The 24,526-nt window shown below is 57.0% G+C and carries 29 protein-coding genes and 1 other RNA gene; 16 read left to right on the plus strand and 14 right to left on the minus strand.

What is annotated here, in order from left to right:
• Positions 1-142: 142 nt before the first annotated feature.
• The 10 genes from ABIB18_RS19035 to ABIB18_RS19080 all read left to right on the plus strand — a co-directional run bounded on the left by ABIB18_RS19035 (position 143) and on the right by ABIB18_RS19080 (position 6,912).
• Entirely contained in the window at positions 143-1,447 is a 1,305-nt protein-coding gene (locus ABIB18_RS19035) for an MFS transporter (protein WP_031377211.1), read from the plus strand.
• A gap of 85 nt (positions 1,448-1,532) precedes the next feature.
• Positions 1,533-2,309 (plus strand): transcriptional regulator ExuR, encoded by a 777-nt coding sequence (gene exuR / locus ABIB18_RS19040; protein WP_031377212.1) that lies wholly within the window; start codon positions 1,533-1,535, stop codon positions 2,307-2,309.
• Between the two features lie 321 nt (positions 2,310-2,630).
• The gene (locus ABIB18_RS19045) at positions 2,631-3,305 is read left to right on the plus strand and encodes a DedA family protein (protein WP_031377213.1); all 675 of its coding nucleotides are present in this window, start codon (positions 2,631-2,633) and stop codon (positions 3,303-3,305) included.
• Entirely contained in the window at positions 3,305-3,652 is a 348-nt protein-coding gene (mzrA, locus tag ABIB18_RS19050) for an EnvZ/OmpR regulon moderator MzrA (protein ID WP_354475265.1), read from the plus strand. Before ABIB18_RS19045 ends, mzrA begins: the two co-directional genes overlap by 1 nt.
• A gap of 196 nt (positions 3,653-3,848) precedes the next feature.
• Positions 3,849-4,223 carry a DUF1090 domain-containing protein gene (locus ABIB18_RS19055; RefSeq protein WP_069729051.1) on the plus strand — a complete coding sequence of 125 codons (375 nt, stop codon included), beginning with the start codon at positions 3,849-3,851 and terminating at the stop codon, positions 4,221-4,223.
• A 35-nt stretch (positions 4,224-4,258) separates the two neighbouring features.
• Positions 4,259-4,564, plus strand: coding sequence for an ElaB/YgaM/YqjD family protein (locus tag ABIB18_RS19060; protein ID WP_031377216.1), 306 nt, complete (start codon positions 4,259-4,261; stop codon positions 4,562-4,564).
• A 2-nt stretch (positions 4,565-4,566) separates the two neighbouring features.
• Complete coding sequence (locus ABIB18_RS19065) at positions 4,567-4,962, plus strand: phage holin family protein (RefSeq protein ID WP_031377217.1); 396 nt, start codon at positions 4,567-4,569, stop codon at positions 4,960-4,962.
• On the plus strand, positions 4,962-5,246 hold the full coding sequence (locus ABIB18_RS19070) for a YqjK-like family protein (protein ID WP_031377218.1): 285 nt from the start codon (positions 4,962-4,964) through the stop codon (positions 5,244-5,246). The genes ABIB18_RS19065 and ABIB18_RS19070 overlap by 1 nt, the downstream gene beginning before the upstream one ends.
• A gap of 202 nt (positions 5,247-5,448) precedes the next feature.
• A complete protein-coding gene (locus tag ABIB18_RS19075; protein WP_069729050.1) occupies positions 5,449-5,862 on the plus strand; it encodes a DoxX family protein in 414 nt (137 codons plus the stop codon).
• A gap of 75 nt (positions 5,863-5,937) precedes the next feature.
• A complete protein-coding gene (locus ABIB18_RS19080; protein WP_046289265.1) occupies positions 5,938-6,912 on the plus strand; it encodes a glutathione S-transferase family protein in 975 nt (324 codons plus the stop codon).
• A 218-nt stretch (positions 6,913-7,130) separates the two neighbouring features.
• Here the strand turns inward: ABIB18_RS19080 and rnpB are convergent.
• Together rnpB and rsmI are read right to left on the minus strand one after the other, a co-directional pair.
• An RNA gene (gene rnpB, locus ABIB18_RS19085) (RNase P RNA component class A) lies at positions 7,131-7,509 on the minus strand.
• Between the two features lie 33 nt (positions 7,510-7,542).
• Entirely contained in the window at positions 7,543-8,406 is an 864-nt protein-coding gene (gene rsmI / locus ABIB18_RS19090) for a 16S rRNA (cytidine(1402)-2'-O)-methyltransferase (RefSeq protein ID WP_031377220.1), read from the minus strand.
• A 62-nt stretch (positions 8,407-8,468) separates the two neighbouring features.
• On the opposite strand from rsmI, the gene ABIB18_RS19095 reads away from it, so the two are divergent.
• Genes ABIB18_RS19095 through dolP form a run of 4 tightly spaced genes read left to right on the plus strand, consistent with a single transcriptional unit; the run spans position 8,469 to position 12,077 of the window.
• Positions 8,469-10,535 carry a penicillin-binding protein activator gene (locus ABIB18_RS19095; protein ID WP_069729049.1) on the plus strand — a complete coding sequence of 689 codons (2,067 nt, stop codon included), beginning with the start codon at positions 8,469-8,471 and terminating at the stop codon, positions 10,533-10,535.
• Positions 10,493-10,888, plus strand: coding sequence for a YraN family protein (locus ABIB18_RS19100; protein WP_031376378.1), 396 nt, complete (start codon positions 10,493-10,495; stop codon positions 10,886-10,888). Before ABIB18_RS19095 ends, ABIB18_RS19100 begins: the two co-directional genes overlap by 43 nt.
• A 14-nt stretch (positions 10,889-10,902) precedes the next feature.
• A complete protein-coding gene (diaA, locus tag ABIB18_RS19105) occupies positions 10,903-11,490 on the plus strand; it encodes a DnaA initiator-associating protein DiaA (protein WP_031376379.1) in 588 nt (195 codons plus the stop codon).
• Positions 11,491-11,504: 14 nt separating this feature from the next.
• Positions 11,505-12,077 (plus strand): division/outer membrane stress-associated lipid-binding lipoprotein, encoded by a 573-nt coding sequence (gene dolP, locus ABIB18_RS19110; RefSeq protein ID WP_031376380.1) that lies wholly within the window; start codon positions 11,505-11,507, stop codon positions 12,075-12,077.
• A 53-nt stretch (positions 12,078-12,130) separates the two neighbouring features.
• Here the strand turns inward: dolP and ABIB18_RS19115 are convergent, their stop codons facing one another.
• Positions 12,131-12,835, minus strand: coding sequence for a pirin family protein (locus ABIB18_RS19115; RefSeq protein ID WP_354475270.1), 705 nt, complete (start codon positions 12,833-12,835; stop codon positions 12,131-12,133).
• Positions 12,836-12,964: 129 nt separating this feature from the next.
• Here ABIB18_RS19115 and ABIB18_RS19120 point away from each other — a divergent pair, with 129 nt between their 5' ends.
• Positions 12,965-13,864, plus strand: a complete 900-nt coding sequence (locus ABIB18_RS19120; protein ID WP_031376382.1) for a LysR family transcriptional regulator — start codon at positions 12,965-12,967, stop codon at positions 13,862-13,864.
• A 37-nt stretch (positions 13,865-13,901) separates the two neighbouring features.
• On the opposite strand, the gene ABIB18_RS19125 is transcribed toward ABIB18_RS19120, so the two are convergent.
• The 11 genes from ABIB18_RS19125 to pmbA form a co-directional block, all read right to left on the minus strand.
• A complete protein-coding gene (locus tag ABIB18_RS19125) occupies positions 13,902-15,812 on the minus strand; it encodes a BglG family transcription antiterminator (RefSeq protein ID WP_031376383.1) in 1,911 nt (636 codons plus the stop codon).
• Between the two features lie 126 nt (positions 15,813-15,938).
• Positions 15,939-16,679: a 2-dehydro-3-deoxy-phosphogluconate aldolase gene (dagF, locus tag ABIB18_RS19130; RefSeq protein ID WP_031376384.1), complete on the minus strand. Its 741-nt coding sequence runs from the start codon at positions 16,677-16,679 to the stop codon at positions 15,939-15,941.
• The gene (locus tag ABIB18_RS19135) at positions 16,676-17,797 is read right to left on the minus strand and encodes a DgaE family pyridoxal phosphate-dependent ammonia lyase (RefSeq protein WP_354475273.1); all 1,122 of its coding nucleotides are present in this window, start codon (positions 17,795-17,797) and stop codon (positions 16,676-16,678) included. The genes dagF and ABIB18_RS19135 overlap by 4 nt, the downstream gene beginning before the upstream one ends.
• Positions 17,781-18,911: an amidohydrolase/deacetylase family metallohydrolase gene (locus ABIB18_RS19140; protein ID WP_354475274.1), complete on the minus strand. Its 1,131-nt coding sequence runs from the start codon at positions 18,909-18,911 to the stop codon at positions 17,781-17,783. The genes ABIB18_RS19135 and ABIB18_RS19140 overlap by 17 nt, the downstream gene beginning before the upstream one ends.
• Before the next feature lie 43 nt (positions 18,912-18,954).
• Entirely contained in the window at positions 18,955-19,596 is a 642-nt protein-coding gene (locus ABIB18_RS19145; protein ID WP_031376386.1) for a DUF4310 family protein, read from the minus strand.
• Positions 19,597-19,608: 12 nt separating this feature from the next.
• The gene (locus ABIB18_RS19150) at positions 19,609-20,385 is read right to left on the minus strand and encodes a DUF4311 domain-containing protein (RefSeq protein WP_031376387.1); all 777 of its coding nucleotides are present in this window, start codon (positions 20,383-20,385) and stop codon (positions 19,609-19,611) included.
• Between the two features lie 131 nt (positions 20,386-20,516).
• Positions 20,517-20,816, minus strand: coding sequence for a DUF4312 family protein (locus ABIB18_RS19155; protein ID WP_031376388.1), 300 nt, complete (start codon positions 20,814-20,816; stop codon positions 20,517-20,519).
• Positions 20,817-20,818: 2 nt separating this feature from the next.
• Positions 20,819-21,181, minus strand: a complete 363-nt coding sequence (locus tag ABIB18_RS19160; protein WP_089561919.1) for an SFCGS family glycine-rich protein — start codon at positions 21,179-21,181, stop codon at positions 20,819-20,821.
• A 7-nt stretch (positions 21,182-21,188) separates the two neighbouring features.
• The gene (locus ABIB18_RS19165) at positions 21,189-21,524 is read right to left on the minus strand and encodes a glycine dehydrogenase (protein WP_031376390.1); all 336 of its coding nucleotides are present in this window, start codon (positions 21,522-21,524) and stop codon (positions 21,189-21,191) included.
• A 295-nt stretch (positions 21,525-21,819) separates the two neighbouring features.
• Complete coding sequence (gene cybC, locus ABIB18_RS19170) at positions 21,820-22,206, minus strand: cytochrome b562 (protein ID WP_031376391.1); 387 nt, start codon at positions 22,204-22,206, stop codon at positions 21,820-21,822.
• A 67-nt stretch (positions 22,207-22,273) separates the two neighbouring features.
• Positions 22,274-23,614, minus strand: coding sequence for a metalloprotease PmbA (gene pmbA, locus ABIB18_RS19175; RefSeq protein ID WP_031376392.1), 1,341 nt, complete (start codon positions 23,612-23,614; stop codon positions 22,274-22,276).
• 114 nt (positions 23,615-23,728) lie between these two features.
• Between pmbA and yjgA the strand changes: the two genes are divergently transcribed.
• Positions 23,729-24,271: a ribosome biogenesis factor YjgA gene (gene yjgA / locus ABIB18_RS19180; RefSeq protein WP_031376393.1), complete on the plus strand. Its 543-nt coding sequence runs from the start codon at positions 23,729-23,731 to the stop codon at positions 24,269-24,271.
• Positions 24,272-24,526: the final 255 nt, after the last annotated feature.

Here is a 24,526-nt window from a genome sequence, read left to right on the forward strand (position 1 = left end):
GGGTGTTTTGACTCACAAACGGCAAGGTCAGTAACGGTCGCTCAGACAGGACCTGCGGGCGTGAGCAGAGCTGCATCACGAGCTGTCCCGCTCCAGATAACAACAGCGGCATGACCGCATACAGAACTGGAAGAGGTAGAGGATGCGTAAAATCAAAGGGTTACGCTGGTACATGATTGGACTGGTGACTCTCGGCACGGTGTTAGGGTATCTGACCCGCAACACCATCGCGGTGGCGGCCCCCACCTTACAAACTGAACTGCATATCACTACGCAGCAGTACTCCTACATTGTCGCAGCCTATTCAGCCTGTTATACGCTGATGCAGCCTGTGGCGGGCTATGTGCTCGATCTGCTGGGCACCAAAGTCGGTTATGCGGTGTTTGCTGTGTTGTGGGCTATCTTCTGTGCCGCCACTGCGATGGCCGGTAGCTGGGGTGGTTTTGCGCTGGCTCGCGGTGCGGTAGGTGCGGCAGAAGCGGCGATGATCCCGGCGGGTCTGAAAGCCAGTAGCGAATGGTTCCCGGCCAAAGAGCGCTCGGTGGCGGTCGGCTATTTCAACGTCGGCTCGTCAATCGGGGCGATGCTGGCACCGCCGCTGGTGGTGTGGGCGATTATGGCCCACAGCTGGCAGATGGCGTTTATCATTACCGGCGTGCTGAGCATGGCGTGGGCCCTGTGCTGGCTGGTGTTTTACAAACACCCGAAACAGCAGACTAAACTCAGTGATGAAGAGCGCGACTACATCATTTCCGGTCAGGAAGCGCAGCATCAGACCGGTAACACCCGCAAAATGTCGGCGCTGGAAATTATCCGCAATCGTCAGTTCTGGGGCATTGCGCTGCCGCGTTTTCTGGCTGAACCGGCCTGGGGGACCTTCAACGCCTGGATCCCGCTGTTCATGTTTAAGGTTTACGGCTTCAATCTGAAAGAGATTGCGCTGTTTGCCTGGATGCCGATGCTATTCGCCGACTTTGGCTGCATTATTGGCGGATATCTACCGCCGCTGTTTCAGCGCTGGTTCGGCGTCAATCTGATCGTCTCACGTAAACTGGTGGTCACCATGGGTGCGGTGCTGATGATTGCGCCGGGTACTATCGGCCTGTTTACCAGCCCGTACGTGGCCATCGCCCTGCTGTGCGTCGGTGGTTTTGCTCATCAGGCACTTTCTGGCGCCCTGATCACCCTCTCCTCTGACGTCTTCGGCCGCAATGAAGTGGCGACCGCTAACGGCTTAACCGGCATGGCAGCCTGGACAGCCAGCACCATGTTTGCGCTGGTGGTGGGTGCCCTGGCCGATACGCTGGGCTTCAGTCCGCTGTTTGCCGCACTGGCGGTATTCGACCTGCTGGGTGCCGTAGTGATCTGGACGGTATTGAAAAACAAACCGATTTCAGAGCTTACGCCAACCGTAACCGCACCGCAGGCCGCAGTGGCTCGCAGTTAGTCTTTCGGGCTGGCGCAAGCCAGCCCATTTCCTCGCACGACGCAAAGTGGTATAACAACTCTCTGTTTGCTACCTGGACTGTGCTATGGACCTCACTGAATCCCGTCGACTCTATCAACAGCTGGCCAGCGAGCTGAAACGCCGCATTGAAGCCGGAATCTACCCGATCGGCGAGAAACTGCCGGCCGAGCGCCTGATTGCTGAAGAGATGGAAGTGAGTCGCACCGTGGTCCGTGAAGCGATCATCATGCTGGAAGTCGAAGGCTATGTTGAGGTACGCAAGGGCTCGGGTATCCACGTGATGGCCAGCCAGCAGCAGAACCGCATTGCACCGACCAGCAGTCAGCTGGAGTTCGCCACTTTTGGCCCGTTCGAGTTATTACAGGCACGTCAGCTGATCGAAAGTAACGTGGCCGAGTTCGCCGCCACGCAGGTGACCCGCCAGGATATTATCGACCTGATGGCGATTCAGGAAAAAGCCCGGCAGGAAGATCATTTCCGTGATTCCGAATGGGATATGCAGTTCCACGTTCGTATTGCCCAGTCCACCCAGAACAGCGCGTTAGCCGCCATCGTTGAAAAAATGTGGCTGCATCGCCTGCACAATCCTTACTGGCTCAAACTCCACGAGCACATCGACCAGCGCAGCATCCTCAGCTGGTGCGATGACCACGATCAGATCCTTAAAGCCCTGATGCGCAAAGATCCGGCCGCCAGTAAACTGGCGATGTGGCAACATCTGGAAAATACTAAACAGATGCTGTTCAATGCCACGGCGGATGATTTCGAATTTAACGTGGATCGTTACATGTTCGGGGAAAATCCGGTCATCCTGCCAGACGGGTCAAATAACGCCCGCTAACGGGTTTGAAAAGCGCTCAGCATGGTCAGTTAATCTGCAATAGTGTCAGGTCATGTAAAGCTCCTTTTTACACACCGTTTCACAAGGTAAAACTCCTGTTCACCGATCAGTTTTCCTGTTTCGGATGGGTGATTTTTGTTACAGTTATCGCCCTTTTCTTACCCTTTGCGACAGGGGTTTATAAAGTCGCTGATTTAACGATCAATTCTGGAAGGATCCGGAAAATCCTGCCCAGGCTGCGCGCCTAAAATTTACAACTAACTGCCAGTCTGTGCTCAAGTCCCGTGGGACATGTTTAACAATGATGTTCAGGAAAGATTGATGGATATTTTGCAAGCGTTGCTGCATGCCTTGTGGCAACAGGACTACGAAACGCTTTCCGACCCCACGCTGGTATGGGCCATTTACGGCGTGCTGTTTATGATTTTGTTTCTGGAAAATGGCCTGCTCCCCGCCGCCTTTTTGCCCGGCGACAGTCTGCTGATTCTGGTCGGCGTGCTGATTGCTAAAGGCACCATGAGTTTTCCACTTACCATTCTGGTCCTGACGACCGGCGCCAGCCTCGGTTGCTGGGTGAGTTATATTCAGGGGCGCTGGCTCGGCAATACGCCCACGGTGCAAAAATGGTTATCACACCTGCCGGCGCAATATCATCTGCGCGCCCACAGCCTGTTTCACCGGCACGGTTTATCGGCGCTGCTGATTGGCCGCTTTATCGCCTTTGTCCGCACCCTGCTGCCAACCATTGCCGGATTGTCGGGCCTGAGCAATGCCCGCTTTCAGTTTTTTAACTGGGTCAGCGCCTTCCTTTGGGTAGTCATTTTAACCGTGCTGGGCTTTGCACTGGGCAAAACGCCGATTTTCCGCCGTTATGAGGACGAACTGATGTTCTTCCTGATGATGCTGCCGCTGGCGCTGCTGGTGTTTGGCCTGGTGGGATCGCTGGTGGTGTTGTGGCGTAAACGACAGGCGGATCAAAACGGGAAAGCTGAGTAATGAAATTGCTACAGGCTATTCCTAAACGGTGGTTACCGTGGCTGATTGCTGGCGTTTTTGTGCTGATTGCCATTGGCATTGCACCGACGCTGATGCGCCATGAAACGGTGGTGCAGATTCGCGTATCGCACGCGGGTGCTACCCTGCCCGACGGCTTCTACCTTTATCAACAGCTGAGCGCCCAGGGGATTCGCATTAAGAGCATTACCCCGGCCGGCGACGCGCTGATCATTCATTTCGACAGTGAAGAACAGAGTCTGGCGGCGCAAAAAGTTCTGCGCCGTCTGCTGCCTCAGGGCTTTATTGTGGCGCAACACGAACAGTCTCAACGCCTGTCGCTGGCGTAATCTCCTTTTCCTCGCTGTTAACACTTCAGACCGTGGCGCAGGCTGGCACGGTCTGAAGTGAACTCTATCTCCCGGTGTTCTTTGAACTTTTTACCGCTGATGTCTATGCTTAACCGAGAGTTGATTCTCAGCACGTGGCGCAAGCGGATTCGCGGCGTGGTGACGGGTCAGGTAACAACGGAAGGTACAAAGCCTGATGAAATATCAAGTATTACTGGGAATCGCGCTGTTTTCACTGTCAGGATCGTTGCTGGCGGCTGAATCGCTGTGTCAGCAGAAAGAGCAGGATATTCAGCGTGAGATTGAGATGGCGCAGAAGCATAACAATCAGCGTCGCGTCAACGGTCTGGAGCGTGCACTGACCGAGGTGCGTGCCGACTGTACTGACAAGAAGCTTGAGGCTGCGCATCTGGAAAGAATTAACGCTCAGAAGCAAAAAGTTGCTGAGCGCGAACACGAACTCAGGGAAGAGCGTGATGAGGGCCACGACAAGGAGAAGATTGCTAAACGAGAACAAAAACTGGATGACGCGCGCCGGGAGCTGAAGAAGTTACAGGCGGAGCCCTATTAATCGGAATTAATCTACTGATGTTAAAGGAGTATTTTATGTCTAAAGACACATCATCGGAACATTTGCGTGCTGAACTGAAAAACCTTGCTGACACCCTGGAAGAGGTGCTGAGCAGCAGCACTGAGAAATCCAAAGGCGAGCTGGATAAGCTGCGTAACAAAGCGCGTGTGGCGCTGGACAGCTCACGTGAGCGCTTAGGCGAGTCAAGCGAACGCATCGCTGCCACCACCCGCGAAGCCGCGCAGAAAGCAGAAGGCTACGTGCGTGAAAATCCATGGCATGGTGTCGGTATCGGTGCTGCGATTGGCGTCGCACTGGGCATCCTCATTTCGCGTCGTTAATTATGGCAGATTCACAGCATAACCACGGCCCGGCTAAAGGGGTCATTAACATTGGTCAGCGTATCGTTACCACGCTGGTTGGTATGGTTGAGACGCGCGTTCGTCTGGCAGTGGTGGAACTGGAAGAAGAGAAAGCTAACCTGATACAGCTGCTGTTGATGGTTGGCCTGACGATGCTGTTCACCGCTTTTGGCCTGATGAGTCTGATGGTATTGATCATCTGGGCAGTGGATGCACAGTATCGCCTGATGGCCATCGGTATCACCACCGGGGCGCTGTTCCTGCTGGCGATTATCCTCGGACTCTGGACGCTACGTAAATCGCGTCAGTCCACGCTGTTGCGCCACACGCGCAAAGAGCTGGATACTGACCGCAGCTTACTTGAGGATCAGCGTTAATGAGCCGCCGCGAGCGTGAAGAACGCATCCATGAACTGCTTAAGCATGTGCAGCAGCAGCGGCTTGATCTCAGCGCTGCGCGTCGTGACTGGCTGGAAGGGACCGCCCATTACGACCGCGGCTGGTTTACTTTCCTCAGTTTACGTCGCTATCTGGCGATCGGCAGCAGCGCGCTGGCGATCTACTCGATTCGCAGTCCCAACATGCTGTTACGCTGGGCAAAACGCGGGTTTGGCGCCTGGAGCACCTGGCGCATGATCAAATCCGCCTTGCCGCCGCGTTAATCCTGCTTAAAGCCGGTCCTGAAAAGACCGGCCTCTCTTCTTCAGAATTTCTGAAAAACATCGACAGTTTATATCGCTTACAACCTTTCCGCGCCGCGACTATCATCTCCAGCTATCAACCCAATGAATGGCAGCACAGCTTTCAGCAGGAATAAACCCTGCGGGCAACGGTCCTGCAATATTTATAGCGCTGGAGTAAATGATGAAAAAATTCGAAGATACTGGTTTGTTACTGGCTCGCATCCTGATGCCAATCCTGTTCATTACCGCGGGCTGGGGCAAAATCACCGGTTATGCGGCGACCCAGCAATATATGGAAGCGATGGGCGTGCCTGGCGTGATGCTGCCGCTGGTTATCCTGCTCGAATTCGGCGGCGGCCTGGCGATTCTGTTCGGTTTCCTGACCCGTTTTACCGCGCTGTTTACTGCCGGTTTCACCATCCTGACGGCGTTTCTGTTCCACAGTAACTTTGCCGAAGGCGTCAACCAGTTGATGTTCATGAAGAACCTGTCAATTGCCGGCGGCTTCCTGGTGTTAGGTCTGGTAGGTCCGGGCGCTTACAGCATCGACCGTCTGCTGAGCAAAAGAAAACCACAGTCGGCGATTGCACGCTAAACTCAGATAAGCATCATCACAGACAGACTTAACAGGGCGAGGAAATAACCTCGCCCTGTTTGCATTGGAGGCAATATGGGACAGCTAATTGACGGTGTCTGGCATGACACCTGGTACGACACCAAATCGACAGGTGGACGCTTCAAGCGTTCAGCCTCTGCCTGGCGCAACTGGGTTACGGCCGATGGCAGCGCCGGCCCGGACGGCAAAGCGGGATTCACCGCCGAGCGTGACCGTTATCATCTCTACGTTTCGCTGGCCTGCCCATGGGCGCACCGCACCCTGCTGATGCGTCAGCTTAAAGGGCTGGATAGCATGATTGATGTGTCAGTGGTGCATCCGCTGATGCTGGAAAATGGCTGGACCTTCGATGATGAATTTGAGCAGGCAACCGGCGATAAGCTCTATCAAAATGAATTTCTCTATCAGCTCTATCTGCACGCCGATCCACACTACAGCGGCCGCGTAACGGTGCCGGTATTGTGGGACAAGCAGCAGAACACCATCGTCAGCAATGAATCGGCCGATATCATCCGGATGTTCAACAGCGCGTTTGATGCGGTTGGGGCCCGAGCCGGTGACTATTATCCGCCTGCCCTGCGTGAAAAAATCGATGAGCTGAACGGCTGGATTTACGACACGGTGAATAACGGCGTCTACAAGGCGGGCTTCGCCACCTCCCAGTCGGCCTATGATGAAGCGGTCACCGCGCTGTTTCATTCGCTGTCACGGCTGGAGCAGATCCTCGGTCAGCACCGCTACCTGACTGGCGATCGGCTGACCGAAGCGGATCTGCGCCTGTGGACCACGCTGGTGCGTTTCGATCCGGTCTACGTGACCCATTTTAAATGCGATCGTCATCGCATCGGCGATTTCATTAATCTCAGCGGTTTCCTGCGCGATATTTACCAGATGCCCGGCATTGCAGAGACGGTTAACCTGCCGCATATCCGCCATCACTACTATTGCAGCCATAAGACCATCAACCCGAACGGCGTGATTTCGCTGGGACCGGCGTTTGACTGGGATGAGCCGCACGGCCGCGGTTAATTCCGTCTGGTATTTTCGGTACTCACATCTCAACGGGTGGGAACTGATGCCTCAGCGGCTAATAAGCAAAAACCCCGCCGAAGCGGGGTTTTTAGTAACAAGTCGAAGCTGACCGTTGAGCCGCCTTCTCTTATAAAAAGCGTCGTGGACAGTCATTCAGCACTGTCTGCACTTAGTCCGCAAAGCAAAAACCCCGCCGAAGCGGGGTTTTTAGAAGTAGTCGAAGCTGACCGTTAAGCCGGGTTCTGTCGTGGACAGTCATTCATCTAGGCCAGCAATCACTCACTGGCTCAAGCAGCCTACCCGGGTTCAGTACGGGCCGTACCTTGTGAACCCCTATTTGGCCTTGCTCCGGGTGGAGTTTACCGTGCCACGAACTGTTGCCAGTCGCGCGGTGCGCTCTTACCGCACCCTTTCACCCTTACCTGATCCCATTACTGGGCCATCGGCGGTTTGCTCTCTGTTGCACTGGTCGTAGGCTTGCGCCTCCCAGGCGTTACCTGGCACCCTGCCCTATGGAGCCCGGACTTTCCTCCCCTCTGCCCGTCTCCCCACAAGTGAGGACGACGACAAAGCGGCGACTGTCTGGTCAGCTTCGGCGCGGGATGATAGGGCATTCGCCGCCATTTGTCACGCCTCTTGCTGCTCCAGCGCATATTTGTAGAGCGCATTTTTCTTCACGCCATGGATCTCAGCGGTCAGGGCAGCGGCTCGCTTAAGCGGTAACTCTTTCTGCAACAGCGCCAGCGTGCGCAGTGCGTCAGGCGGTAGCGCCTCTTCGTCGGCCTTGTGGCCTTCGACAATCAGCACCATCTCGCCTTTGCGACGATTTTCATCCTCTTTCACCCACGCCAGCAGCTCGGCGACCGGCGCACCGTAAATCGACTCCCAGGTTTTGGTCAGCTCGCGCGCCAGCACCACATACCGGTCCGCGCCCAGTTCGGTCACCATGTCCTGCAGACTGTCCAGCAGACGGTGGGTCGATTCGTAGAAGATCAGGGTACGTGGCTCCTGCACCAGCGCACGTAAGGTATCGCATCGGCCTTTGGTTTTGGCCGGCAGAAACCCTTCGTAACAGAAACGATCGGACGGCAATCCGGCAGCACTCAGGGCGGCGATAGCGGCACAGGCGCCTGGCAGCGGCACCACCCGAATCCCGGCTTCGCGACAGCGTCGCACCAGATGGTAGCCGGGATCGTTAATCAGCGGCGTGCCTGCATCGGAAACTAAGGCTATGCTTTGCCCCTCTTGCAGCTTCGTCAGCAGCAGCTCGGCCTTCTGTTGCTCGTTGTGGTCGTGAAGTGCGAAGAGTCGCGCAGTGATGGCGAAATGTTGTAGCAACAGCCCGGTATGACGTGTATCTTCCGCAGCGACCAGATCGACGCTCGAAAGCACCGTCAGCGCCCGCTGGGTGATATCACCCAAATTACCAATCGGGGTTGGAACGATGTAGAGCGTGCTGGCAGAAATCTCTGCCCGATCGAGTTGTTTCATTGTTTCATCCGAATTGCCGATTTAATATTGAGCATCTTGAAAAAAACATCACTGGATACAGTATGCTTCCTTCAAAAGTCGTTCGTCGTAAAGCAGGACGCTTTCTGCCTGTCATTCTTGCCGGGCTGATTTTAGCCGCGTGTAGCGGTCAGGGGCCGCAAACCTCAACCGTCAATATTCAGGGGCCTGCTACCGCCAGCTCAGCCTATTATCTGCAACAAGCGCAGCAGAGCAGCGATGATAGCAAGACCGACTGGCAATTACTTGCAATCCGCGCCCTGTTGAAGGAAGGAAAGTATCCTGAGGCGACCCAGCAGCTCAGCCAGCTGCCGCAACAGCTTTCAGACACCCAGCAGCAGGAGCTATTGCTGTTGCAGGCGCAGTTGCAGCTGTCAAAACAGCAGGTCAAAGAGGCGCAGTCGCGTTTAGAGCAGGTGAAAACCAGCGCGCTGTCGCAGGATCAGCTGGCCCGCTATTACGGTTTGCAGATTGCTATCGCCCAGGGCCGCCCTTCGCTCTCGCTGCTGCGTACCTATATTGCGCAGGAGCCGCTGCTGAAAGGCCCGGATCATCAAAGTAATATTGACGCCACCTGGCAGGCACTGACGCAGATGCCACCGCAGGAAGTCAGTAATCTGGTGATCAACGCCGACGAAAATGTTTTGCAGGGCTGGCTGGATCTGCTCGCGGTCTGGCGTGCCAATACCCAGGATGCTGAGATGCTGAAGTCCGCCATTAAAGACTGGCAGACCCGTTATCCGCAGAACCCGGCAGCCAAAACCTTACCGACTCAGCTGAGTCAGATGCAGAACTACACTAAAGCCTCCACCAGCATCATTGCGCTGTTGCTGCCGCTGAACGGCCAGGCGCAGGTGTTCGCCAATGCGATTCAGAAAGGCTTTAATGACGCCAAAAATGGCGCACTGACGCCAGCGCCGCAGCCGGCGGCTACCCAGCCCGCGACAGCGGATGCTACCGCCAGTGCACAGCCCGCCTCTGCTGATGCGGTCGTCAGTCCTTCTGCTGCGCCAATCAGCGCGCCGCAAGCGCAGCCTGCCGATGCGGCAACGCCACAGCCGGCCGCCGCACAGCCTGCTGCAACCCAACCCGCGGCGACGCAGCCAGCCGCCGCACAACCGGCCAGCAATGCGCAGATCAAAGTCTACGACACCAGCAGCCAGCCGATTCAGCAGGTGATGCAGCAGGCACAGCAGGATGGCGCCACCATCGTGGTTGGCCCACTGCTGAAGAGTGACGTTGAGCAGGTCGCTAACAGCCAGACGCCATTAAATGTGCTGGCGCTTAACGAGCCGGAAAAGATCCAGAACCATCCGAATATTTGTTATTTTGCGCTTTCTCCTGAAGACGAAGCGCGCGATGCCGCGCACCATATCTGGGATCAGGGCAAGCGTCAGCCGCTGTTGCTGGTGCCACGCAGTGGACTGGGCGATCGCGTGACTAACGCATTTACTCAGGAGTGGCAGACGCTGGGCGGCAGCACCGTGCTGCAGCAGCGCTTCGGTTCCACCGCTGAGCTGAAACAGGGCATCAACAGTGGCGCAGGCATCAGTTTATCCGGCACGCCGGTTAACGCCGCACCTGCCGAGCCGCAGGGCGTCTCGATTGCGGGCGTGAACATTCCGGCTCCGCAGCAGAGCACGCCAGACGTCGCCAGCCCCAGCGGTGACGGCGCGGTCGATGCGGTCTATATCGTCTCAACACAAGGCGAGCTGCAGCTGATTAAACCGATGATCACCATGCGTACCGGTAGCCGCAGCAACATCGCGCTGTATGCCAGTTCCCGCAGTGCCCAGGCGGGTGCCGGTGCCGACTTCCGGCTGGAGATGGATGGCCTGCAGTTCAGTGATATTCCGCTGCTCTCCGGCAACAATCCGGGTCTGATGCAGCAGGCGTCTAAGTCCTTTAACAATGATTATTCGCTGGTGCGTCTGTATGCGATGGGAATTGATGCCTGGACGCTGGCGAATCACTTTAACCAGATGCGTCAGTCACCGGGCTTTACGCTGGACGGCAATACCGGCAAGCTCAGCGCCGATGCGGATTGTGTGATCAACAGGAAGTTGACATGGAACCAGTATCGTCGGGGCGAAATCGCGCCGGCCAACTAAATCGCCGTCAGATTGGTGCCGGGCACGAACAGCGTGCCCGCCGCTATCTGGAGCAGGCAGGCCTTAAATGGGAAGCCAGCAATGTCCATTGTCGCGGCGGGGAACTTGACCTGATTATGCGCGACGGGCACTGTTGGGTGTTTGTCGAAGTTCGCTACCGGCGCGATGCGCGTTACGGTGGCGCCCTCGCCAGCGTGACCCGCGAGAAACAACATAAGCTGCTGCGTGCTGCCGCTCTCTGGCTGGCACAACGCGGCGGCAGTTTTGAAACAGTGAATTGCCGTTTCGACATCATCGCCATTACCGGCACGGCGCTCGAGTGGCTGCCTAATGCCTTTAATGCAGACGTTTAGAACCAGGTGGTCGTGTGCAGGACAGAATTAAAGCGTGTTTTACCGAAAGTATCCAAACCCAGATTGCCGCTGCAGAAGCGTTGCCCGATGCCATTTCCCGTGCGGCGATGACGCTGGTGCAGTCGTTACTGAACGGCAATAAAATCCTCAGCTGCGGCAATGGTGCCTCATCAGCCAATGCTCAGCACTTTGCCGCCAGCATGATCAACCGTTTCGAAACTGAGCGCCCCAGCCTGCCGGCGCTGGCGTTGAGTGCCGACAATGTGATGCTGACCGCGATTGGCAACGATCGTCTGCATGACGAGGTTTACGCCAAGCAGGTGCGGGCCCTCGGCCAGGCGGGCGACGTACTGCTGGCCATCTCCACGCGCGGTAATACCCGTGACATTGTTAAAGCCGTTGAGGCGGCAGTGACGCGCGATATGACTATCGTTGCGCTTACCGGGTATGATGGTGGCGAACTTGCCGGACTGCTGGGCCCACATGATGTGGAAATTCGCATCCCGTCGCACCGCAGTGCCCGTATTCAGGAGATGCACATGCTGACCCTCAACTGTTTATGCGATCTGATCGATAACACCCTGTTTCCACACCAGGAATGACCGAAGGAGCTCCAATGAAAGCATTGAACGCTGTAGCCATCCTGTTAACCGCAATGCTGCTGCAAGGCTGTGTTGCCGTGGTTGCCGGCAGCGCCGCTGTCGCCACCAAGACGGCCACCGATCCACGCACCGTCGGCACCCAGGTCGACGATGGCACGCTGGAATTACGTGTCTCTAACGCCTTAGCCAAAGATCAACAAATCAAAAGTGATGCCCGCGTTATCGCTACCGCTTATCAGGGCAAAGTCCTGCTGACCGGCCAGGCCCCTTCGCAGGAGATCGCCGACCGGGCTAAACAGATCACCATGGGCGTGGATGGCGCAACCGAGGTCTATAACGAAATTCGTATCGGCCAGAAAGTGACGCTGGGAACCTCCTCTTCGGATACCTGGATTACTACCAAAATCCGTTCGCAGCTGCTGGGCAGCGATCAGGTGAAATCATCCAATGTGAAAGTCACCACCGAAAATGGCGAAGTGTTCCTGTTGGGTCTGGTAACGCCGCAGGAAGCCCAGGCAGCGGCCGATGTGGCCAGCCGGGTAAGCGGCGTTAAGCACGTGACCACCGCGTTCACTATGCTGAAGTAAACCCTCAGACAGCAAAAAGGCGGCCATGGCCGCCTTTTTTTATGGCTGAATCATCAGACCGGGATATCAATAATTAACGCCCGGGTGGCCGTTTTCGCCGTCAGCCTGAGCTGCTGTTCTTCCTGCAAAAATGCCCCATCACCACAGCCGAGTTTTTCCTGATACTCGGTACCAGAGACAGCGTCCAGCGAGCCATGAATCGATTGCAGATAGGCGCGCGGACCGTGTAACTGCATCGAATGCTGTTCACCGGATGCCAGTTCCACCTGATGAATCCACACCTGCTGGCGCAGTTGCAGACTGCCGTCCGCGCCGTCTGGCGAGGCCAGCAACTGGGTGGTTTGCCCTTCTGACAGCGCGATTTTCTGCATCCGTGGGTTTTCCCGCTCCGGACAGGCGGCCAGCCACAGTTGCATCCGCGTCAGCGGGCGCTCTTTACTCAGGTTGATCTCGCTGTAACTCACGCCCGGCTGAGCAGAGAGCAGCAGCGCTTCCCCTTCACGTACGGTGATGTGGTTGCCCTCGCTGTCGCGGTATTCCGCTTCACCCTGCAGCACGATGTTCAGCACATCGACCTGCGGATAGGTGCGCGGCTGAAAAGCGGCGCCCGGTGCCAGCACTTCCTGGTTGAGTACCCGTAGCGAGGCATAACCCATCAGTTTAGGATCAAAATAGTGGCCAAAAGAGAAACTGTAGCGCGCCTGCAACCAACCGAAATCGGCCTGACCACAAGCGGACGCACTGCGTGTTGTTATCATTGTTTACCTCCAGCATCCAATGGCGAGGATCGGCCACGGACTTTATGCCCATATGGTAAAAGTCTGGACGCCGGATTGTTAGCCAGTTAATCTGCCTGGCATGTTCAAATTTCCTGACAGAGAACCGGGATGGCTAAAGAGCGTGCGTTAACCCTTGAATCTTTACGCGTTATGGATGCGATTGATCGACGCGGAAGTTTTGCAGCAGCCGCTGACGAGCTGGGCCGGGTGCCCTCCGCTCTCAGCTACACCATGCAAAAACTGGAAGAGGAGCTGGATGTGGTGCTGTTTGACCGTTCCGGCCACCGCACCAAGTTTACCAACGTGGGACGCATGCTGCTGGAGCGTGGCCGGGTGCTGCTGGAAGCGGCCGATAAGCTGACCACCGATGCGGAAGCACTGGCGCGCGGCTGGGAAACCCATCTGACCATCGTTACCGAAGCGCTGGTGCCGACCGAGGCGCTGTTTCCGCTGGTGACGCGGCTGGCTGACAAAGCCAATACCCAGTTTTCGCTGGTCACTGAAGTGCTGGCTGGCGCGTGGGAACGGCTGGAACAGGGACGGGCCGACATTGTGATTGCCCCCGATCTGCATTTCCGCGCTTCGACCGAGATCAACACCCGCAAGCTTTACACCATGATGAGTGTTTATGTCGCCAGCGCCGACCACCCGATTCATGACGAGCCCGAACCGCAGTCTGAAGTGACGCGCGTGAAATATCGCGGTATTGCAGTGGCGGATACGGCGCGTGAGCGCCCGGTTCTGACCGTACAGTTGCTGGATAAGCAACAGCGCCTGACCGTCAGCAGCATGGAAGATAAACGCCGGGCCTTGCTGGCCGGGCTGGGCGTCGCCACCATGCCCTATTCGCTGGTTGAGCAGGATATTGCCGAAGGCCGTCTGCGGGTGGTGAGTCCGGAATATACCCGTGAGGTGGATATTATTATGGCGTGGCGTCGTGACAGCATGGGTGAAGCCAAAGCCTGGTGCCTGCGCGAGATACCGCGCCTGCTGGCGAAAAAGAACTGACTCTCTCCCCGCGCTGCCGGGGAGCATCCCTTCACTCTTATAACCGGCTGAGACAGTCGATCGCCACCGCCTTAAAGCAGGCGAAGTCCGTACTGTCACGCAGCCGGCTCATCGCCCTTTCGCGCAGAAACGTCACGAACAGATCGTAGATCGCCATCGCTTCTTCATATTCACTTTTGCTGATTGCCAGCAGAAAAATCACGTAGGCGGTGTCGTCTCCCCAGGCAATGCCGTGCGGTGCCAGCACGGTATAGACCACGGTTTTCTTCGCCAGCAGCCCCAGCGAGTGCGGCAGCGCAATGCCTTCGCCCAGCATGGTGCTGACAATCGCTTCGCGCTCCTCTACCGACGGATAAAATGCTGAATCAACATACCCTTCCGCTTCCAGCTGGTCACAGAGTTGCCGAAACAGTTCAGACTGCGTCATCGGCCGGTCAACAATGTGAAAATGCTGAGCATCAAAAAATTTAGCCAACATGTAAGGCCGGGTGCGATCCACCAGTACCAGCTTGCCTATCTGCTCCAGCTGGAAACCGGTCGGGAACGGCGACATCACCACCACCGGCTTCTCTTTTTCGCTGAGGCGAATGGTTGAGATGACGAAATCCTCATCAATCCGGCTGCGCGCCTCATATTCCCGCTGCGACAATCGCGCCGTCACCTGCAGCTGCGGATACCTGCGTAGCAGCATCGCCTCGATCATGCGTAAGGTTGAATTACCACTGTCGCACACCAGCAGCACCTGCGGATGGCGCTGATAGCCGACATCATAATGCCGCTCCAGCCCGACGCCGATATGCAGCACCAGAAAGCCGATTTCGTTTTCGCTGATTACGTAAGGAGTATATTTGCCCCAGCTGGTTACCGCCGCCAGCGTGACGTCATAGGCCATCGGATAGTGCTGTTTGATGTTGCTCAGCAGCGGATTAGGAATGTGAATCTGATAGCGCACCCGGGTGATCATGGTTTTGATATGGGTGAGCAGATCGGCACGCAGCTGCTGGTCGTTTTGCAGGTTGAAGTTGTAATGGGTATTGATAAAACTCAGCAGATAATCGACCAGGGCGTCGGCATCATCGGCATTGATGGCGCTGGGGGCGATCGCCTGGATACGGCGCGCGGCGATATTCACCCGCAGCCAGTTCTCCTCAGCGGGCGAGATCGGTTTGCTTACCAGCGGCCGCATCAGGTTAATCAGCTGGTGCGCCGCTTCCCGCACCTCGTCGCCAATCTCTTCAGCGCCGGGATCGTTGAGCGGATAGCCCTCACTGATGCGCCGAACCGCCACGGCACAGTAGAGCCGCAGGTAACGTTCGCCTTCATCACTGATGCGGATGTTGTGTTGGGCAAAGCAGCTTTGCAACAGCGGACGCAGCGTATCGAGCATGCCGCTGTTTAACGCTTCGATCGTCAGCAGCGGGCTGTCCGGCTGCGCCTGATCGATCTCCCACAGCAGATCGGTCAGGCAGGTACGGATCGCCACTTCGCTGCCAAACAGCTTCATGCCGTAGTGCGGTTTGCTCTCGATCGTCAGGTGATAGCGACCCAGCCACTCCCGCACTTCCGCCATATCATTTTGTAACGTGGCGCGGCTGACGAACCACTCTTCCGCCAGCTCCTCAAGCTTGATCGAATAGGCCGCGGTGAGAAACCGGGTCAGTAAATAGCGCACACGATCCGGCGAAGTACGCGGCACCCGCAGCGGCGATGCGGTCTGCTGTTGCAGGTGCTGGAAACGCTGAGCATCCTCAATCTTCAACTGGTAACCTGCGCCGCGGTTCAGGATAAACTGCGCGCCGTGCTGCGCCAGCAGCGCATTCAGCGCGGTGATATCGGTGCGTACGGTGCGCGTCGACACGGCAAAACGCCGCGCCAGTTCATCCTGGGGCAGCGTTTCGTTTTGCAGGGCATCAAACAGTTGCGCAAGGCGCTGATTGGGAAATCTCACGATGGTTTACCTGTTGCTGCGGTTGGAAAAAAGCCGGGATTCAGCGGTCAGCCTACGGGGATCGTGGGGCAACGTCCATGTTGTCTGACGCCCACCCGGTTAGCGGCGGGCGTCTGGCAAAGATCCTCAGGCCAGCAGCTTTTTACAGATTGCCAGCAGTTGCTGCACATCTTCAATACGGGTTTCACCGCTGGCTTTATCAATGATCGAACTGTAGACGTGCGGGATCACTTTACTGACGCCCGCCTCCAGCGCGATACGAATGATCTGCTCAACGTTATCCAGATCGATACCACCGGTTGGCTCCAGCCAGAAATCCTGTCTGGCGCAGGCTTCCGCCACCGCACGATATTCATCAATCGTCTGCAGGCCGCCCATCGGGAAGTACTTCACCGAGCTGCCACCCATGTCCTGCAGCATGGCGATGGCGGTGCCGATCGGAACGATCGCGTCGTCGCTTTTTGCGCTGCGGGGTCCGGTGGAGATTTTTACCTTGCCCGGCGTGCCGGTGGGCGAGATCAGACCATTGACCACCGTCTGCGACTGACCCAGCAGCGCACGGCTGGTGGCGACGCCGGTGAACACCTGGTTCACATGCTGCGGTTGCAGTACGGCCGAGATCTCACTCACCATCTGCGACTGACCCGGATCGCCCGCTCCCAGGCCGACCGACAGCGCATTATCGATCAATGCGGCATATTCCCGCATATCAGCGATCGCTGCCTCATTACTGGCGTAGTTTTTTGACAGAACGCCGACCAGCACGTGTCCTTCCGCCGCCTGCCAGATGGCGCGTGCATTCTCTTTCGATCCTGCCAGCACGTTAAGGCACAGGCGATCCTGATAAAAATTAGGTGTCAGCGTCATGCGTTTTTCTCTCCGGTTAACAGCGCCTGAATACGGGCAAAAATGGTCTGCAACTGATCGGCGCTGACGCTACGCACGTCCGCCTCAATGATCCCTTCGTTAGCTTTGTAGCCACGAAAATAGATGGCGGTGTCACCCTTTTTCAGCGCCTGCACCAGATCGCCGGTACGCTGCTGGATCGTCGCCTCATCAAAGGCGATCTCGGCACGGGCGATATCCCGTCCCGCCGCATCCCACACTACCCGGGCAGTGACGCCTTTCAGTTGGTTAAGCTGGTTGATAAACGGCGTCATTTTTTCCACCATCTGCGCGCCGCTGATTTTCGGCTGCGTCAGATAGTTTTCAATGGCCTGCGTCAGGCCAAGAATGCCCTCTTTGCCGACTTTCATCGCACGGCCAATGCCGTTGGTCTGACGTTTCACCCACTCAACATAGTCATGACGGCCAATCACCAGCCCGCTGGTCGGGCCTTCGATCGCTTTTGCACCGCTGTAGATCACCAGATCCGCACCCGCCTGGTAATAACAGTGCAGATCTTCTTCTGCGGCCGCATCGACGATCAACGGTACGCCATGTTCACGCGCCACTGCCGCCGCCTGCCCCACGTCGAGGTGGCTTTTCTGCACGCAGTGATGCGATTTTACATAGAGGATCGCGGCAGTCTGTGGGGTGATCGCCGCTGCCAGCTGTGCTGGCGAACACTCATTGCTGTAGCCCGCTTCGACCAGCTGTCCGCCGCCCAGCGTTACCATGCTGCCGACCGGTGCACCGTAGTTAACGTTATGCCCTTTCGGTACCACAATCTGATGCGGCACGCTGAGCGGCGCCGCGTGCAGATTATCCAGCAGCCAGTGGTTATCTTTAACGATTACCGCCGCCACGCTCTGAGCGATGCCGGCTGAGGCGCAGGAAACCACCAGCGCATTCTCCACGCCAAGCAAACCGGCAATGTAGGCACCGGTCTTATCCACCAGGTCCTTCATTTCGAAGTAGTGATCGAGTCCATATTTTACCGTATCGATCACATCAGAGGTCGGGGTTGAAACCCCAAGAATCGTCATACGGCCAGAGGCGTTAATCACCGGCTTCAGGCCATACTTTTCATATACCGAGCTCATTTGCTGCTCCTTCTTCTGTCGCGATCCACTGACCGGCGACCACTGCCGCCAGCGGGACCAGATGCTGCTCACCCGCCACCTGTTCACCTTCTGAATCGATAAACGGTCGGGTCTGCTGTTTGACGGTAAAAATGGTCAGGTCGGCGTCGTAACCTACCTCCAGCCGGCCTTTACGCGTCAGGCGCAGCGCGTCCGCCGCATGGGCCGTGACGCAGTTAATCACCTGCGGCAGCGTCATGCCGACGCTGAAAAATTTCGACATCACGTGCGCCAGGTTGTGTACCGGACCCGCCAGCCGGTTGCGGCAATAGATGTCGGAGCTGATGGTGTCAGGCAGAATGCCCTGAGCGATGGCCACGCGGGCGACCTCAAAGCTGAAGCTGGCGCTGCCGTGGCCGACATCCAGCCTGACGCCACGAGCGATAGCCTGCTTTACCGCGGCCTTCAGTTCACCCTGCGGCGTCAGAATGCGGTTGGGTTTGCCGTTAAAACAGTGGGTAATGATGTCGCCGGAGGTCAGCAAATCGGCAATCTGCGCCAGATCGGGCGGATTGTTACCGATGTGAACCATCAGCGGCAGGCCGCCTGCTGCCTGCTGGATCGCTTTGGCTTTTACCAGCGGCTGAACACCGTTTTTGCCCACTACGCTGCTGCTGATGCGCGCCTTAAGGCCAACGATAAAATCGGGCAGTCGGGCCACCGCCTCTACCACCGCCTGCCCGTCAATCTGCGTCATGTCAGCCAGTTCATTCTGGGTGACAATGCCGGTGCGGGCGATGTTGATCAGCGCATAAACCTGGGTCTGAGCCGTGCGCGTCAGCTGATAGAAATCATCAATGTGCTGCGCGCCGGTGCTGCCGGCATCCACCACGCTGGTGACGCCATGACTGACGCCGATTGCATCCGCCTCATCATGATAAATCGGGGATTTCGGGTAGCAGTGAACGTGGGAATCGATCCAGCCGGCGCTGAGGTAGCAGCGGCCAGCCAGATCGCGCTCGCTGTGCGCCTGGCCCTTTACCTCGCCGATGGCGGCGATTTTGCCGTCCTGCAAGGCAATATCCACCACCTGCTCATCGCTGAGGCGTGCACGGCGAATAATTAAGTCGAACATGGTGACTCCTTAGCGGCGGCCCGCTGCCGGACCGCCGGTGACATCAGAGCGCAATCGGGAAAATCGCACCAAGGATCATCGCACCGAGAATAGCGCCGCCGGTAATGGGCTTGTTCCACAGGTAGAACAGTAACGCGCCCAGCAGCGAACCGAGGCCGATCGGAATGGAGGCGGCCATCGCTGACAGAATGATCAACGGCCCAAGGAAGCGGCCCGAGGTGTTACCGGCCCCCATCATCACGTCGGCCCCGTAGGTGGAGTCGCTCTGATTGATGGTGAATTTACGCGCCAGAATAATCAGGTAGCCAATCGCCACACCGATGACCAGACCGGTGACCAGCGAGGCGGCAAAGTTCGCGACCGGGAAGATGATGCCGGCACCCAGCAACAGCGCCGGAACGCCCAGCCCGACGCCGGTCTGAATCGCGCCGCCGATATCGAGAATACCGACCAGCGATCCTTCAATAATGCGGGCGAACAGAAAGCTGGCACCGAATGCGGCGACCGCGCCGTAGACGCCGGTCTCCATGCCAGCACGCAGCATCGAGACAAACGCCACCTCGTTGAAAGCGCCAATGCCATACAGGTAGTACATGTGTGTCCCGGCAAACACGCCGGATGAGAGCAGGCCAACAAAGATCGGGAAAGACCAGTCGGCGTACCAGAAGCCTTTATTTTCGTTCATCAGCATCGCCTCTTATTTGCCGCTTACTGAGTTATGAATCATCTCGAGCCAGCCAGGAATGCCGAGCTGGAAGGACTGCAACAGCTTCATGTCGAAGCCGCGGAAGAAACCGCTGAGGACAAACAGCAACACGATGGCGGTCATCATCACTTTGGTGACCTTGTTCCAGCCGCTCTCTTCCACGCCTTTGCCGATCAAAATACCCAGCACCAGTCCCGGCACGGCGTTACCCATAATCAGCTGCGCCAGGCCGCCAAAAATGGTGGCCCAGAAGCCCGATTTGCGGCCCGCATCAATCGCCGCCAGCCAGAAGATCACCGGCATTACGGTATTGACCAGCAGGTTAGCCGCTGGCACCAGCACCTTCACCGCGGTGACCTGCAGCGCGGCCGGTACGGCTGAGGCAGTAGAGTTGAGGAAGGCCACCACGATCATGCCGATGATGCCGCAGGCGATAGCCATTTTTTTCGGGTCGTGCAGCGTTTCAGCCACATTGCGGTTTTTGATCATCAGCGCCGCGGCGCCCCAGTTTGGAATGATGCGGTGATCCACATCCTGCGTGAACGAACCGGCTGCAACAGAAGATGCCCAGGCGTTAAAGAAGAAGCCAAGACCAAAGGAGAAGTGAGAGGCTGGATCGCCTTCGCACGAGTTGAGTTCGCCCAATGTACGAAAGGCGCCCATCCCCTGGGTGGTCGGCGCGTGAAACATCCGCGCAGCGCCGGCACCGACGCCGACACCCACCAGCCCGCCAATGATCAACGACTTAAACAAAATGATTAAAAACATGTTGTTGTACCTTTGTTGTCGTTTTTACCCATCACGCGTCAGCCGTCGCCTGGCCGTAGCCTTGACCGCCGCGAAGCTGCGGCCAGCGCGCCGTCGGGCAACCGGCTTTCTGACATGAAAGGGCACTGTTTTTAAGGTGTCACCGTGAACGTGACCTGTTCGGTGTCGAAAACGGTGACGCTGACGGTGATCTCCAGCTCTACGCTGTAGGTCCGCCGTTGGCGCGCCAAAAAGAAGAACAGAAATTTTTCGGTTTTGACGCTCTCCCGTGCGTTCAGCACCCGGACATCCTCGGGCTCTATCCGCAGCAGAATTTTTTGCGTCGCGCGCAGAACCTGGTTCTGTACGCGACTCAGGGCATCCGCAAAGGCTTTCGCTTTGCTGTCGCCTTTTCCCTCTACCGTCACCTGCGTAACGTATTGTTGTTTCATGATCAGCTGCCGTACTTCTTGTTCCAGGCCTGCACCAGCCGTTCGCCCAGCTCTTCTTTATCCATGAAACCGAAACCCAGTACGGTAGCGCCTTCGTTGATGGCAGTGACGCCTTCATCGATCGACCGCATCCCGTGTTTCGCCTTGTAGCCATATTTGTTCTGTGCGGTGATGGCGCCTGCGCCGCCGCTGCCGCAGAAGGAGATACCGAAATCGGCATTTTCCGCCTTCATCACGTCGCCAAGCTTCATGTCTGCCGCCACGCCGGGTACCACCACCGCGCGTCCACCGGCTTTCTCGATACCTGCCGCAACTTTCTGCCCTTTACCTAAACGATCGCCAATCACTACGGTTACCATGTTCACGTCCTCTTCAGTTGTTTGATCGGGCGACTTCGATATGCACCGAGAGCAGCCATGCTTCTTCGCGTGGCAGATTGCCAAACAGATCCACTACCTGCTGCGCCAGCTGCAGCGTTTCCGGCGGGATATCCTCAAACAGCTCGGCTTCCACTTCTGGCAGCGGCTCACCGCTCAGGGAGCGGGATGCCATCGCACCGACATGTGACACCAGCATCTGCTGCTGGACCGCATTCGGCACAATGCCGTGCTGCTGGTAGATCGTCGCAATCTGCGCCATTACCCTGTCTGCCAGCTGCTGCACTTTCTCCGGTGGCGCGTCTTGCACCGGAACGCCGTTATTGCTCACCTTGCTACTCCTGTTAGACCGGATAATTCGCGTTGAAAATAAATTACCCCTGATAGCGATCTCTGTGGAGACGCAACATTTCCAGCACCAAGCGGAAATCGAGGTGAAGAGCGTGCGCCAGATCGCAGGCTGCACGTTTAATGCGACTCAGCGCCCAGAATGCGTTAAATGTGTGTAATGTCATCAGGATGCGCGCAGGCTGTGCGGTGACGTTCAGCGAGGTGAGCGGTAAAACGGTGAGTAATAAGCAGAAGTGATGATAAAAATCGCCGGTCGGGGGTGACCGGCGCGGGCGTTAACGGAATTTCTTATGGTTAGCGTTGCGGATGTCGTCAAACTTCGCCGCTTCGCGTTTCGCACCGTCGACGTTATTGGCTTTTGCCAGCGTACTGACCACATCAATCTGTGCAATCAGCGAGTCGATACCGGCGTGAAAATCTTTAACCTGTGCGCTGTCAGCCGGCTGGCCTTCCAGCTTGTCCGGCGTACCCTTACGCGCATCCTGCGCCGCGGCACGCATTTTGGTCAGCGCCTGCTGCATCTCCTGCGCATCGTCGGTTTTCTTGACGATCTTCAGGTTGGCATTCAGCGTATCCATATCCTGTTCCAGATCGGCTGCATAGAGGCTGACGCTGGAGAACAACAGAGAAGCAGACAACATTGCAATCACATGCTTACGCATCGCTCTTTCCTTTCTTATTGTGATGAAAAAAAAGCAGCCATCAGGCTGCTTTCAGAATCCATCTTTCTTATTGTCCCGCTATCTTCATTTCAGGCAGTAACACCGAACCGCACTGGATGTTGCTGCGGGTTTCGATGTCATCACCGACGGTCACCATGTTGCGCCACATCTCTCGCAGATTGCCGGCGATGGTGATCTCACTGACGGGATACTGAATTTCGCCGTTCTCGACCCAGAAACCGGCCGCACCGCGCGAGTAATCGCCGGTAATGGCGCTGACGCCCTGCCCCATCAGTTCGGTGACCACTAAGCCGGTCCCCATCTGCTTCAGCAGGTCGTCAAAGCTGTGGCCCTGACCGGCGATGCGCCAGTTATGGATGCCACCGGCATGGCCGGTGCTGGTCAGGCCAAGTTTTCGGGCGGAGTAGCTGGTCATTAACCAGGTTTGCAGCACGCCATCTTTAATGATGTCGCGCGCCTGGGTCCGCACGCCTTCGCTGTCGAACGGCGTCGACGCCAGACCTTTCAGCAGGTGCGGCTGTTCGTTAATCGTCAGCCACTCTGGCAGGATCTGCTGTCCCATTGAATCGAGCAGGAAGGTCGATTTGCGGTAGACGCTGCTGCCGCTGATCGCCCCGACCAGATGGCCGAACAGACCGGTTGCCACTTCAGCGGCAAAAATCACCGGCGCCTTCATGGTGGAAAGCTTACGCGGTGCCAGACGCGACAGCGTGCGACGCGCACATTCCGCGCCCACCCACTCCGGACTCTGCAAATCTTCAAATGCGCGGCCAATGGTGTAAGCGTAATCGCGCTCCATGTTGCCATCCTGCTCGGCAATCACGCTGCTGGAGAGCGAGTGACGGCTGGAGCAATAGCTCTGCAACATGCCGTGGCTGTTACCAAAGACTTTGATACCGACGTGGCTGTTGAAGCTGCCGCCTTCGGTATTGATGATGCGTTTGTCTGCCCGCAACGCCGCCTGTTCCGCCTGTGCCGCCAGCTCAATCGCGCGATCGGCATCGATCTCCCACGGATGATAGAGATCCAGATCGGGCGCGTCGTACGCCAGCAGGTCAGCATCCGCCGGACCGGCAAACGGATCGGGCGAGGTATAACGCGCAATATCGATTGCCGCCTGCACGGTGCGTTTAATCGCGTCCGGGCTGAGATCGGTCGACGAGGCGCTGCCTTTACGATTCTGATGATAAACGGTGATGCCAAGCGCGCCGTCGCTGTTGAATTCGACGTTTTCCACTTCACCGTAGCGGGTGCTGACGCCGATGCCAGTGGTTTTACTGACCGCCACTTCCGCGCTGTCAGTGCTTGCTTTAGCCAGTTCGAGCGCCTGCGCAATCGCCTGCTCTAACACTTTTCGCTGTTCTGCAACCTGAGTAGATACGTTCATCGACCTGCCGTCTAATCTTATGTATGTATGATTTGAGTCTATCAGAGTCAGAGAACAATTTCGCAGTCACCCGATAAACTGGTAGGATTAGCCTCTTTTTTTGGGAGTCCACTAATGACCAAACAGCCCGATGAGTGGCTCGACGATGTGCCAGATAATCATGAAGAAGAAGATGAAGAGATTATCTGGGTCAGTAAGAGCGAAATAAAGCGCGACGCTGAAGAGCTGAAACGCCTGGGTGCCGAACTGGTCGACCTGGGCAAAAATGCCCTTGATAAGATCCCGCTGGATGAGCGCCTGCGTGCCGAAATCGAACTCGCGCAGCGTATTAAGAAAGAGGGTCGCCGTCGCCAGTTGCAGCTGATTGGTAAAATCATGCGCAGCATGGACGTCGAGCCAATCCGCCAGGCGCTGGATAAGCTGAAGAACCGCCACAACCAGCAGGTTGCGCTGTTCCATAAGCTGGAGATGTTGCGTGACCGCCTGATTGAACAGGGCGATGACGCCATGACGGATGTGATCGCCCTTTATCCTCAGGCCGATCGTCAGCAACTGCGCAGCATGATCCGCAATGCGCAGAAAGAGAAAGCGGGCAACAAGCCGCCGAAATCTGCGCGACAGATCTTCCAGTATCTGCGCGAGCTGGCCGAAAGCTAAGCGATGTCGGGGCGGGCAGTTTGCCCGCCTGCAGGCAGCGTTACGCGACCCGATGCCGCTGTGCCATCACAGCCGGCGTTTACCGGCAGCGGCCGGACATCCGCGATTATCTCCAATCCTCTGCCGCAGTCCGACGCGCGCTTCCAGACCCCAGGATGCACGGCCATTCTCTGCATGCTCAGGCTACGGGTGAGTAAACGATCGGGCATTGTCTTTGTCGGCCCGCTTATTTATCCCGCCCCGGCGCGCTTTCAG

The sequence above is a fragment of the Pantoea sp. UYEF8 genome (assembly GCF_040546285.1).
GTDB classification, from domain to species: Bacteria; Pseudomonadota; Gammaproteobacteria; order Enterobacterales; family Enterobacteriaceae; genus Pantoea; species Pantoea brenneri.